Origin of the sequence: Photobacterium sp. GB-1 (assembly GCF_003026165.1) — a bacterium.
GTDB lineage: Bacteria > Pseudomonadota > Gammaproteobacteria > Enterobacterales > Vibrionaceae > Photobacterium.
The window spans coordinates 42,190-55,103 of record NZ_PYOB01000006.1 but is presented as its reverse complement, the minus strand read 5'-3'; the positions used below and the strand labels follow the sequence as shown (position 1 = coordinate 55,103).

The window sequence follows — 12,914 nt, the reverse complement described above, 5'->3', positions numbered from 1 at the left end:
ACAAGGTAAGGATTGTCAAACCTACCACAGATTTGCAATTTATTTGCGCTAAGGCCTAATTTAACCCTTTTTCACCTCGATAAACGATGCGATCACTCCCACGATATACACCAAATGTCACAATCGCGGATGGATCTTCATCACCTAATTCTCGCCAATTATAGGTTAGCCACGGTTGGTGCTTTTTGTTGGTTTGGCTACAACCAATATTACTTGGTGTGTTGGTTGCAATACGTAACCAAAAACGGGTTTGTTGTTTTTTATAATTAGCAGGCGGTGATAGTTGTGGATGAGCTTCAATTTCATCGCTTTCACCAACGCTGACCTTTCCCGTTACATTAGTTGTTAATATCGATGTATTCGATCCATCAACCGGATGTAATGCCTTCTTACAATAATAATTACTGTTGTATGTTGAGCCACTATCATCAGTATGGGTTTGAAATTCACTACCATCCCAATATTCGATTTTTAATGGCAGACTAACAGGTTGATCAAATGGGCTGATCGCATCATCTAGAACCATTCGCCCATAACGTAAATTAGGCGTTTCTTCGAACTGTGCGATGGTATATGTATCGATAACATCGTTTTTAACCGATGTACTACTTCGAATAGATATGGGATCTTGATTTTCTGTTATATACCCACCAAAGCGGCTATTACTTGAAGACCAAGGACCATCTTCCTCTGTTGTTGGGTTGATAGCTGCAATAACCTTACGTGCTAATAGCCATGTTTGTTGAACGTCACGATTCCAGTTCCCCTTAAAGCTCTTCTCTGTCAAGCCTGTTATATGATGATATGAGAAACGATGATTTAAGCTCGTTAATGATGGATCCTCATACGCAGTCAGTGCAACATCAGCTTGATACGCCAAACCAAAGTTGTTGTAGTTATTCACTTGATTACCCAGCGTATTTTTCGCTTTAATCATTACTTGAACATTAAATGGCTGGCTTAAATAAGCAAATTGATCATGTCCGGTTGGATATATAATGCGGTTAGGTTGAAGCTCTAAATATTTAGGATAAAAACGGCCAATATTGCGATAGCCTTGATTAACATCCATACCCAAATATTGTGCTGCCGTATTCGCTTGTAAACGCACACTGCCGACTTCACTCCAAGATAAATCTTTATAGGTTAAAGCTTCAGTATGTTCTTTTACTTTAATACCTTGCAATTCACCTGGCTCACCATTCACAGGTGTTATTGAATGATCTGATGGAATAGATAATTTAACATTTGCAGCTGGAGCATCTGCTTTAGAAAAGTTAGGTGTTATTGTGCTTTCACACAAATCAATGCTACTTGAATACCGACTATTAATATCTGCAGTTTCAGATCCCGCATTGCGCCAGACAATAGGTTTTACATCCACATCAAATTTCTCACCCGATGCCACAAAGCCTTCACCTGATGATGATGTACCGTCTGCTTTTATATATTCACCATCTTGATTTTTGGGACACACGGCAAGTGTCCATGGGCGGGCATGCACTTCAACAGAGCCTTCTAATTGTTTCCAACTCCCAAACTCTGTTGGTAATTCATCATCTGTAGAAAAAATATCGCAGCCGGTTGATAACGAGCAATTAGGATCTGCAAGGTTTAACCCTACAATACCTGCATCGGGATATTTCAGCGCAAAGGTCGCTAACCCCTTATCAAAAGAAAATGTTTCTTGAGACGTTTGCCAGTCACTATTCATAGCCTTTATTTGTAAGTCGCCATTACCCTGGCTTGCTGGCTGTAAGAAAGTACTCATCATAACTAACGGTTTATCACCTTGATAACCTGTTGCAATCGTTACTTGATCATTTTTGCAAGCAAGGGCTTTTACTTTAATATTTTCCCTAGGTTTACCCGCAATGACTTTTATTGGACTTGGCGAAATATCAAATTTAAACGGTACAAACGTATAACGACCATTAACGGTGTTGGTTGATGGGGAATTATTTAATTGTCCTTTAACCGCTATATTGCCGATATAATCATGACTTTTAAGCCGCAACTGACCAACACCATTTTTAATATTAACGTCAGCGACTTCTGAAACATCTTTATAAGGCGTTTCACTATTGATTGGAAACCACGATGCTTTTCCAGCTGTTGAAATATTGGTGGTTACTGATACTGAACCAGAATAGGTGTCAGCTAGCGTTCCGTCTTCATTTTTAACACTAAACGTAACAGGCAAATAATCGCAGGTTAATGAAAATGCAGTTGATGGCTCAATCTCTAAAATATAATTATCAGGTTTAGGGTCAAAACACTCACTTTCACCAATAATTTTTGATTTATTAATTAGTTCTATCTGATTAATCGTTACCGAACCATATACTATCGCATTGTTACTTAAGTAAGTTTTTTTCTCTGAATAGATAAGCGCCTTTACAATAGAGCTGTTAGACACGGCGTTAAAATCTTTAAATAACAAAGTCGAAATTGGTGGCTCATTATAGGCGTAGATCACCAAATTATCAGGACTGCCATCTACATTAATTAAAGCGCCATTAGTTCCTGATGTATGGTTAAAAGAGTAACCTCTGGTATAGATAACTACTTTATTATTTTCTGGAATAACAATTCGAGAACCATTTACGATAAAACTATCAATCCAGTAGGTGCCCGTTTTTAATGTTAGCTGACTATTTGAATCTAAAGATAATGTTTCAATTTTCATATCTTTATCTAATGTTATTGAACCTCCTCTAACAGACAAGTTTTTATATTCACTGTATGGGATCTCTGGTTCAATTTGTTTACCAGCATCAAATACATTATTACTTTTATTTTCTTTAAAGCTAGGAAGTTGAGGCTTATTTTCTTTCTTTACAATTAAATCTTGATTCTCATTACATGGAGAATCATCACAACCTTTATCAAGGTAATTATTTATACTTTCTTGGCGAAAACCGACATACCTTTTATTTTTGATTTCAACCGTATTTATTAGTCGACTATCTTTCCCAATTTGTAAACTCGGATCACTATTACCTTGCCATGTTTGAGCTGGGCTTAGAAAATATTTACAAATATTATTGGCCAGCGGCTTTTTAGCGAAAGCAAAAAAGCCCACCTTTTCTTTTATATGTGCGCGTTGACCTATATACGTCCATGGTGGGATATCTTCATCAACAACAAAACTCACCTGTGTTAAGGACTTCTTACACTGACGAACCCAGCCACCTTGTCCACCTTGGCGCTGCAACTTCCCGGCGATAAAATTTGGAACAGTGGTATAAGTTTGACGAAGATTAATAGGAGTATTACATGTGTACTGTAATGGCTTCAGTTTACCCGAATTTGAAACGATATCACCTGATGAAAATTCATAGTCATAACCATTGGTTTCACCAATATTAGGAACACTGACTAAATAACCAATTTTCTCATGTTCCTCAACGTCAATATCACGTTTATTTACACGCGTAATTTCAAGACCTAGGTCAAATCCCATTGATGAAATATTTTTAGTTGCGGTCGTTAACCAGCGTTCATTGTTTTTCGTTTGGACTTCTGAGAGAACAATCGGCGATTCACTCAACAATGAAGAGTACGAGGAGAGATCCACTCTTTCATAAGCTGGTGAAGACCTTTTACCATCTGCGGAATATCTTTTCGTATTTACACTGCCTGCGAGTACTCGGTGTCCATCCTCAAATGTTGTAACCCCCTCTTCAATAACCAAATAAGAAATCACTGGCATTTGATTACGTGATAACGAATAGAAGTTAGACAGTGGCGCAACTATTTGCGCTACGGAAAAAGATTTTTTTGTAACATTTAGCAAGGCAAGAGTCTGAGGGGCGTCATCATCTGGATTATCGCTGGGTATTGTTGGCATTAAAAATACAAGCGGTTTAGTCGCATATGCATTTTTTAATCTAACAACACAACCAGATTGATCTTCATAGGAGTTTGCTGATTCAGGTAAAATAAATGATGAACATGTGCTGGTATCAAATGTACCAAATTCATACTGAGCACTATGCGCTTGCCATGCAAAGAATAAACTGAAAAATAAAACGTTGATTAACTTAAGACATAAACGCATAAACATCCTTTTACCCAAAATAAAAAGCGAGTCCGTGCCTTAAGGGTATTTGACTAATTTCAACTTAATATCTTAATTATTAATAACACAAACATCTACATTCAGAGTAAATAATTACACACAAAAAAACCGAGAACTCACACTCTCGGCTTTCTGATGAATAAATAAGACTTACTGGTAATCAGCAGCAGGGATCCCTGGCTCATCTCGGTATAATATTCGGTCATTACCTCGATATACGCCAAAAGTCACAATTGCCGATGGGTCTTCATCACCTAAATTCCGCCAATTATATCGTAGCCAAGGTTGATGAGAGTAGGCTCCAAAACAGTTAATTGGATTTTTATCTTTTACCCCTGGTTTCGCCGCACTCAAGCGCTGCCAAAATCTTATTTGTTGTTTAAAGGTAGTACTCTTTGGATTGGTACCATACCCAGACATTTGGCTTGGGTTCGCCATAAAGTCTCCAGATAAGGCCTTGCCCATCATTACTTTTCCACTACCGGATGTATAAGCACTGCTCTTGCTATCTTCAGGATACATACTGATCACTTGGCGACAGTAATTTGCTCCATTAAACTGCGATACTGAATCATCCGTATTTTTAACAAATGCTGTACCATCCCAATATTCAATTCTTAACGGCACTGCTAGTGATTTACGAATATCACCACCAATATTTTCCAATACCATGCGTCCATAACGGAGATCGTTAACTCCCACTAGTGCACCCTGTGCATTAACCTCTTCCCCCGCCCATGTTACGTGATCAGGAAACGGTTCATCTTGTTTCACTCGCAACTGCCATTGGTCAAACGGCCCATCTTCAATGGTGGTGTTAGTCCCTTTCGCCTTTCGTTCGAATATCAGTTTAGACGGCTTAAAAACAACCTCAGAGTTACCTTGGCTATTTTGCTGCCAATCACCGATTTTAGGAGACATTAACGATTTATCACTGCGCATTTGTTTTAAACGTAGATCTAATGGTACGTACCCCCCGTTATTATTCCCCGACTCTAATTTAAACTTACTCTGAAGAGACGGATCAAATAAGGCATAATTTTGAACGGGTTGATTATTCGCGTTAAAAGCATTAATCGTGAATCCAGCATCAAATGGCTGATCCATATAAGTGAATGAGCCTATCGCAGGTGTTACTTCATTCTTAGAAAAAGCAAAATACTTAGGATAGAAACGCCCTATTTGACGTTTACTCTGATTAATATTATTGCCATTCTCTATATAATCGTTCATCCCAACCTGTAGCCAAATACTGCCGACTTCAGACCATCTATTACCAGTAAGTAATACCCCTTTCAAGGTCGGTTTTACTGTCATTTGACCTTGCGTAAATGTCCCCATAACGCCACTAGAAGGTGAGGCTAGGTGAGCCTGCATCAACAACCCATTTCCCATAGTTGGCGCATCTGGAGCAAGGAAATTCTCCGTTACAGAATAGCTACAGTATTTATTATCAGATGAATCAATAACAGTTCCTTGGGAGCTACCTTCCTGCCACACTAAAGGCTTAAGCAGCACATTAAAAGGTAACCCCGCGGCAATATACCCCTCACCACTTTTAGACGTGCCATCTGCTGTATCTAATGTATTAGCTTCATTAGGCTTTAACGGACAAATCGCGAACATCCACGGCTTTGCATTAATTGCAACAGAACCGGTTAACCCATTAGGCAGCAGCTCACGTAACGCTTTTGCTTCCTTCGTTTTGGTTGTCGTTAACGTGCAGCTATCACTAGTACAATTTGGATCATAGACATGCCAAGCAATAACACCCGCATCACGATAACGCAAAGTAAGCGGTTCAGATTTCCCTTGCTCGAACTCTACTTTTGCTTGCTTAGATGCGCCTGTCGCTGATTCAATATGCTTTCCTTTTACAATCTCGACAGTAATAGGGTTATTGGGATCGGCTGCTTTTTTCGGCGCTTGGTATTCAGTTGAAAAATCTAATAACCGTGTTCCAGTATAATTTTCAACTAGCTTGATGTTCTTACCCGCTTGGCATGTCATGGCTTTAATTGTGGCGGTAACGTCTTTTCCCGCCACGATATTGTGACCATCATTTAGATCAATCGCGAAACCGCCAGGGATAAAGGTATATTGACCTTTAGGTTCATCACCAGCCATAAACTCAATACTTGCCGTTATTTTCAGCGTCTCCGACCCCGTGGGTAATACCCAAATAACTGCATGTTGATTTTTTACTGGCAACGTAAATGTATGTGTACCCGCAGTAAACTGATGAGAAGATGCGAGTGCTGAATTATCCGCCCAGATACCGCCTGTTGATGAGGTAATATTAACCGTAATATCACCATCAAATTCTTTAGTACCATCCTCCGATGTCACATTAAAATCAACTTGCTGGGCATGACATAAGGTCTTCGTGACTTTTGTCGGTGTGATTGTAAGTTCAAATTTAGGTTCAGGCTCTGGATCAAAACAGGCACTACTACCTATAATCTCTGTTTCTATATTATTCACATCGCCAGTCATCGTGATGTTAGGCGCCGTTACTGCACCGGTAATTCGCGTGATCTGGTTACTCAAGCCATCACTCATCATAAGATTACGCTCAGAGTAAATTAAGCCTGTGATCTGACTACCTTTGTTTAGCTCAATATAATCATGGAGAATATCATTCACCGGTTTTAAATCATGAACAACAATAAGTAAATCGTCAGCAATCCCAGATAGTGGCTTCATGGTTGAGCTGATCAAACTCATCTTTTTCACATGAACAACAGAGCCCGTAGGAAAGATAATATCTTTATTACTTAAATTAATGGTGTTAAACCAAAATACCGTTTTATTGCCAACGTCTCGCTGCGATTGTAAATCGCCATCATCAACAGCAGGCCATGTATCTAACACTTGTTTTTTAGCAAATAAGCTCGGGTAAGGCTGAGCCGTATGACATTCTTCGCCATTACAGTAATTATTCTCACCACCACTTGAATTAATTGTCTTAAAACCTATATAGCGTTTGCCTTCTTTTACGGCTGAACCTTTAATTAAGACATTATGGCTAGCGTTAAATGCGCCAGTAGAGGTTTGCCATGTCTGAGCAGGACCTGGGAATACATTACAGACTTCTTCTGATGCACGACGCTGGAAAGCCATAAAACCAACCATCTCATTGGCATGTTGACGTTCTGGGTTAGTATGCTCATTTAAGTCTTCATCAGTAACAAAGCTTACTTCAAGAACATCTTTACCCGGCTTTTGTTGATTTTTACATAACCGGATCCACCCTCCGTTAGGTCCTAAACGGGAGTTTTTAGAGGCAATCACTAAGATGGGATTTTTTGACTGATCCGAAAAATCAAAATCGCTGCCTTTTAAATCAGTAAAGCCTGCACATTGCTCCGTAACAGGCTTAGTGATCTTTTCAATCCCATGATAATTCCCTTTTAGGGTATTGGGCGTTTCTGCTGGACCTAAAGCAAACTGTAACCCTTTGTATAAACCACTACCTTCAACTAATAAATAACCAATCGTCACATTATGATTAAGCACATATTGAGTTTCAGAGCTATCCACCCCTAAATAAAAATGGCCATTATTGCTCGTACCTTGATTTATCGTGCCACGAATAATAAACGGCGTTATCCACTCTGATTCTGTACCTGTAGCCGAAATAACAGACGGTTTATTTCTTGGCTGAATTTCTGCGATTCCTCCAGGTGTTTTACTTTTAAATCCACTAGGAATCGTAACCGGCGTTACTTTGCCTTTCTTTATTAATGGATTTAATTTGCCGTAATCGATATCACCTTTACCGGTTTGAAATTTAGGATCTTTAGCATCAAGCTGTTTATGTACAGTCAGTTCTGCCGCAGTAATACGACCATTATTGCCTAATGCAATGGTGCCTTTTTCCATCGCAAAATAGGTGATTTTACGCATAGGAATACGATATAAGGTATAGGTTTTATTTTTAAAATGATGCCATTTCGCTTCCCATGACTCCCAAGAGCCTAAAAGACTATCTTCATCTTCTAAACGAATTGCGTTCGATACTTTCGGATAAACCTGTCTTACCCCAAATGCATACGTCTTACCTTTTTTGTAAATTCGGGTAATCTTTAAAGATGATGGTGCATCAAGACCATTATCTGTAATGGTCGGCATGAGGAAAATTAACGGTTTGGTTGTAAATTCTTTATTTAAGACAATTTCACATTCTTGGTTAATACAGCCATTGGGGCGTGAAATATCACTTTGCCCAAAGTCGAATACTGGCCCATCTTCACTCGCCAACGCGGTACCGCTCAACATCATTAAGGAGATAAAAAAAACAAAATTTTTAATCATTTAAATCTTTCGCCCACACTTCTTGGGTACGTGTCATCGCCACGTTATGACTACCGCAGGTCGCTGTACTTTCTAGGTGGTACTCATTGACTGTTTTACCGCTTGATAACCTAATCTTTTTCGTTGTACATACCATCTTTATTACTTGGCACCCTTTTTGGAATGGCGGCATAATTTTTTCAATTTCAGATGATGGATAAGTTATGCATTTATCGGAATCACTCTGAAATGGGTTTCCAAGTGGGAAAAGTCGAGTTAATACAACTTCATTGGCAGAATGGGCTGTAAACCATGCTCGTGTTCCAAGCACCTCTTTGGTAGTCATGGTTTGACTAGAGGTACCAATTTTCGTCATCACCATTGCCATGAGCCCCATAACGATAATGACGAACAGCACTATCATTAAGCCACTACCACGTTGCTTGTTATAACTGCTATAAGACATTCATCACCTGTACACTATGGTTATAATCTGACTTTTCTTGAGTGCGTGAGTCTAAATACTGAATAGTAAATAACGCTATCGCATTACTGTTTAATCCCGCCGTTTGTACATTCGGTATAAATTTATCGATGTTCTCAGCCATTAATATGCCATCACCATCGTTGACCTTGCGCACAATAGTCGTCCCCACTTGACAGTAACTGATCTTATCTTTGTATAAATATAATCGATTACCGGGAGAAGATGCCTCCTTGATTGGCGAAGTTAATGTCAATTGATACGTCTCATCTTTTGAAGCTGGCGCAGTAATACTACTCACAGTTATGGTGTTATTTTTATATTGCTCAGATGAGGCAAAGCCCACTGCAACAAAATTACCGCTACTACTCCAGTTAGAAGAAAAACGTAACGGAGTGATCGCAATCGTATTGCTGTTATTCGGTAAATTATCGTAATACACCGCTGGAGCAATAATCGGATAAAAGCTCAGACAATGAGATGTATTACTTAAACTGTTCGGCGCTGCATGGCGGATTTCTTTGGTCATACGTGCAACTAAAAAACGGGCTTGAGACTGCAGACGCTCGCGATCAACGGTATTGGTATACCCCTTTACACCAATCGCAATATAACTACCAATACCAATCATAATGATAGATAGCACGACAATTGCTATCACCATTTCAAATAGCGTGAAACCACGCGGCTTAGCCATCAATAATTACCCCTATAGGCGATATAGTCATATTTACCATAGCGTCCAGCATCCACACTCACTGTGATTTTTTTCAAAAGTTGTGAGGGCACATACTCGACATTAATGGTGGCATGAATATGGGTATAGTTTGCGGTTGATAAACTGGGTACTAAATCAGTTAATTCGCCACGGCGAGAAGCTAAACTGGGTTTAACATAATTATTACCGTTATATGTATAAGGGTTAGGGCACTGCGTTGTATCTCCCCAACAGCCAATAAAATCATCGTCATCATTAGCCATTGCTGGATTCGTTGCTTCTAAAAGATCATCCGGCCCTAAACGTGCTGGCAAGGTACATGGATTAGGATTTCCTTTAGCATCATCCTCACCACAGCGGTAAACACTGTCGCCATTAGGATTAGAATTTTGATCGAACTGACGTGCTAATATTTCATTAAAAATCGCATCAGCCATTGCCGCTGAACGCGCTTGATATTGAGGAACCGCAGAGCGCTCAACTTGAGGAAAAAGAAAGCTCACCAAGGTGATCATCGCAATCGCGAGTAATACAATAGTGATGATCCCTTCAATAAGAGTAAAACCGCGTTGTTTTATGTGAGTATTCACTTACTGCACACCTCGTTATCTTTCTTTTTATATACATAACCTTGGCTATTAATACAAATGCTGGCGGTTTGGTTATTTTTTGCCGTAATCGTAATGGTACAACCGTTAGCACACACTAACATAGATGTTGCATTGACAGGCTGCCCAAGCAAATTAAAGTACAACTTAGCACGTGTATTTCCACCATCAACCAATGAAAACTCGGTATTGGTTTGTGATTGACGCAAGCTACCATCCGTTTCTGAATTAGCGGCATCGCAGACGCCTAAACATGGCGAAGAAACATTCAAGGGAGCGCGTTGCCCTTGCATCGAAGATATTTGAATTTGGCGAATAACAGAAATCGCCTGATCACGGGTCAGTTGGGCATCAAACTCGCTCCGACCTGAAAAGCGAGCAGCAGCAGTGGCACTGATGATCCCTATAATTACGATCACCATAATGAGTTCAACGAGAGTAAAACCTTGTTGCTGCTTCACATTACCACCTAAACATGACCTATTTTATTGTTATATAATTTATCAGATTAAAACAAAAAAGGCGCAGCCGAGTGACTGCGCCTTTAAATGTGCAATACAGCCAGCCTAACTATTCACCTGCACAATCATCACCTAACGTGACTACCGTTGTTGCTGGAGAAGAAACGCTAGTTGCTTGGGTGTAAGTAACAATACATGCATCCGTTTTGCTATTACTTTCGTAAGAATAGGTAATAGAAGTATCATCTACTGATGAAACAACTTTCCAATCTTCATTTAAGCCTGTTACCACTTTGCCCAGTGCAGCCGATGTTGCTTTAGGGAAACCAAATGCTACTGGTACAGCCCCATCAGTCGTTGTAGAACTCGATACTGATTCAATACCATCAACCGCTGCTCGACCATAAGTAATACCCGCAGCGCCATCAATAGCACCTTTAAGACCTTCCAATGATGCTTTACGTGCATCACCTTGTAAGTTTAAAAATTTAGGGGCGGCTGTTACTGCTAGAATGCCAAGAATGACGATAACAACAACTAATTCAATTAAGGTAAAACCTTTTTGTTTATTCATTTTTACTTCCTTGTGGATATTAATTAGCTACACGAAGCGCCGTCGTTAACAACTGTTGTTGTTGCTGATGCAGAACTTGTTGCCTGCTTATATTCAACGTAACATTTATCTGTCGAGGCAAAAAATGTCGTTTTTCCTTTGAATGTACATAATAATGAGCCTCCAGCAGGTGAAGATTCCTTACAAGTCCAATCTTCTGTTAAACCATTCACTGCTGCCCCCAATGCACTCGAGGTTGCAGCTGGGTAACCATAAACAATATCGATACCCTCCACCTGCTCTCCAGATGCAGCGCCTTCCACACCATCAATCGCAGCTTTACCGTAAACAATGCTAGCTGCACCTTGAATTGCACCTTTCAACCCTTGGAGAGAAGCGTTACGGGCATCATTCTGAAGATTCAAAAACTTAGGTGCAGCCGTTACTGCAAGAATACCTAAGATAACAATAACAACGACCAACTCAATTAAGGTAAAGCCTTTTTGCTTAATCATAAATGTACATCCTTGTGGTTTTATTTAATTAAGCCCCATCACAAATGAAGCTTAATTAAATAGCGCTCATCCGAGCGCTATTTACGGTATTAGCTACAAGAGTTACCTGTTGCTACTACTGTTGTTGAAGCTGCAGCAGAAGCACTTGTTGCTTGTGTGTATTGAACGTAACAAGCATCAGCACTCGTCAAGTATGAATCTTTACCTTTGAATGTACACTTGATTGAGTCACCACTTGGTGTACCACATGTCCAATCAGTGCTTAGACCATTTACGGCCGCACCAAGAGCAGCTGAAGTCGCTTGAGGGTAGCCAAACTTAATAGGAATACCAGAAACCTCTGCGTCAGCCGCATCACTTGCTTCTAAACCATTAATAGCCGCTTTACCGTACACGATACCTGCAGCGCCTTGGATAGAACCTTTTAAACCTTCTAGTGATGCTTTACGTGCATCGTTTTGAAGATTCATGAACTTAGGTGCAGCCGTTACCGCAAGAATACCTAAAATCACGATAACAACGACTAATTCGATTAGCGTAAAGCCACCTTGACGTTTCATATGCATTTCTCTCTTTATTTCAAATCTACTTCAACACGGCCCACTGCCGGCTGGTAAGTAAAAGAATGCCCAGCGAATGGATTCACTTCGCCAGAGCTATTTTTGCTAGCTGATGCTAGCTGGTAATAACGACACTGTTTAGCGGCACCTGTGCCTTCAACTGTGACGAAAAATAAATCTTTGCCACTCGCTAGATCATCGCGTGATGTCGTTGCTAACGGTGGGTTTTGCATCAATTCTTGCAACAAATCTAAACAGTCCGTCGCCGTCATATCGACCACATCAGTTGTTGCACTGGTGTTTAACGCAAACGGATAACCAGGACGTATATTTAACGTGGTATCTTCTTGAGTTAATTTAAATTCAGTACCGTCGTAATCAACAGTATTATTATTTCCACTATCAACAGGGCGACCATACGCTTCCCATTGTGCTCTTGCTGAAATCACAGCCGTTGCAAAACCGCCTGTCATTCCTTCTATTGCAGATTGCTTAGCTTGATCGGTGATATTCATAAACCGAGGTAAAGCGGTTGCCGCTAAGATCCCGAGCACAATAATCACAACGACTAATTCGATAAGCGAAAAGCCGGCGTTTTTTTTCATTTCCCTATCCTTACTGTAAGAAACTCGACA

Annotated in this window: 10 protein-coding genes; all 10 read right to left on the bottom strand. The window is 40.0% G+C overall.

Annotation, left to right across the window (positions count from 1 at the left end):
- Positions 1–55: 55 nt before the first annotated feature.
- On the bottom strand, positions 56–4,063 hold the full coding sequence (locus C9J45_RS08525; RefSeq protein WP_107292428.1) for a DUF6701 domain-containing protein: 4,008 nt from the start codon (positions 4,061–4,063) through the stop codon (positions 56–58).
- A 171-nt stretch (positions 4,064–4,234) separates the two neighbouring features.
- Positions 4,235–8,401 (bottom strand): DUF6701 domain-containing protein, encoded by a 4,167-nt coding sequence (locus tag C9J45_RS08520; protein ID WP_107292427.1) that lies wholly within the window; start codon positions 8,399–8,401, stop codon positions 4,235–4,237.
- Positions 8,394–8,846: an MshP protein gene (locus C9J45_RS08515; RefSeq protein WP_107206516.1), complete on the bottom strand. Its 453-nt coding sequence runs from the start codon at positions 8,844–8,846 to the stop codon at positions 8,394–8,396. The genes C9J45_RS08520 and C9J45_RS08515 overlap by 8 nt, the downstream gene beginning before the upstream one ends.
- Positions 8,836–9,561 carry a PilW family protein gene (locus C9J45_RS08510; protein WP_107206515.1) on the bottom strand — a complete coding sequence of 242 codons (726 nt, stop codon included), beginning with the start codon at positions 9,559–9,561 and terminating at the stop codon, positions 8,836–8,838. The genes C9J45_RS08515 and C9J45_RS08510 overlap by 11 nt, the downstream gene beginning before the upstream one ends.
- Positions 9,561–10,172, bottom strand: a complete 612-nt coding sequence (locus tag C9J45_RS08505) for a prepilin-type N-terminal cleavage/methylation domain-containing protein (RefSeq protein WP_107206514.1) — start codon at positions 10,170–10,172, stop codon at positions 9,561–9,563. The genes C9J45_RS08510 and C9J45_RS08505 overlap by 1 nt, the downstream gene beginning before the upstream one ends.
- Positions 10,169–10,651 carry a prepilin-type N-terminal cleavage/methylation domain-containing protein gene (locus tag C9J45_RS08500; RefSeq protein ID WP_107206513.1) on the bottom strand — a complete coding sequence of 161 codons (483 nt, stop codon included), beginning with the start codon at positions 10,649–10,651 and terminating at the stop codon, positions 10,169–10,171. Before C9J45_RS08500 ends, C9J45_RS08505 begins: the two co-directional genes overlap by 4 nt.
- Before the next feature lie 109 nt (positions 10,652–10,760).
- The gene (locus C9J45_RS08495) at positions 10,761–11,225 is read right to left on the bottom strand and encodes a type II secretion system protein (protein WP_107206512.1); all 465 of its coding nucleotides are present in this window, start codon (positions 11,223–11,225) and stop codon (positions 10,761–10,763) included.
- Positions 11,226–11,248: 23 nt separating this feature from the next.
- A complete protein-coding gene (locus C9J45_RS08490; protein ID WP_107206511.1) occupies positions 11,249–11,719 on the bottom strand; it encodes a type II secretion system protein in 471 nt (156 codons plus the stop codon).
- Between the two features lie 89 nt (positions 11,720–11,808).
- Positions 11,809–12,279, bottom strand: a complete 471-nt coding sequence (locus C9J45_RS08485) for a type II secretion system protein (RefSeq protein WP_107206645.1) — start codon at positions 12,277–12,279, stop codon at positions 11,809–11,811.
- Between the two features lie 14 nt (positions 12,280–12,293).
- Positions 12,294–12,884 (bottom strand): type II secretion system protein, encoded by a 591-nt coding sequence (locus C9J45_RS08480; protein ID WP_107206510.1) that lies wholly within the window; start codon positions 12,882–12,884, stop codon positions 12,294–12,296.
- Between the last annotated feature and the right edge of the window lie 30 nt (positions 12,885–12,914).

Excerpts from the sequence above, each read along its gene's own strand:
- C9J45_RS08525 (WP_107292428.1), bottom strand. The coding sequence starts at position 4,063 with ATGCGTTTATGTCTTAAGTTAATCAACGTTTTATTTTTCAGTTTATTC.
- C9J45_RS08520 (WP_107292427.1), bottom strand. The coding sequence starts at position 8,401 with ATGATTAAAAATTTTGTTTTTTTTATCTCCTTAATGATGTTGAGCGGT.
- C9J45_RS08515 (WP_107206516.1), bottom strand. The coding sequence starts at position 8,846 with ATGTCTTATAGCAGTTATAACAAGCAACGTGGTAGTGGCTTAATGATA.
- C9J45_RS08510 (WP_107206515.1), bottom strand. The coding sequence starts at position 9,561 with ATGGCTAAGCCGCGTGGTTTCACGCTATTTGAAATGGTGATAGCAATT.
- C9J45_RS08495 (WP_107206512.1), bottom strand. The coding sequence starts at position 11,225 with ATGAATAAACAAAAAGGTTTTACCTTAATTGAATTAGTTGTTGTTATC.
- C9J45_RS08490 (WP_107206511.1), bottom strand. The coding sequence starts at position 11,719 with ATGATTAAGCAAAAAGGCTTTACCTTAATTGAGTTGGTCGTTGTTATT.
- C9J45_RS08485 (WP_107206645.1), bottom strand. The coding sequence starts at position 12,279 with ATGAAACGTCAAGGTGGCTTTACGCTAATCGAATTAGTCGTTGTTATC.
- C9J45_RS08480 (WP_107206510.1), bottom strand. The coding sequence starts at position 12,884 with ATGAAAAAAAACGCCGGCTTTTCGCTTATCGAATTAGTCGTTGTGATT.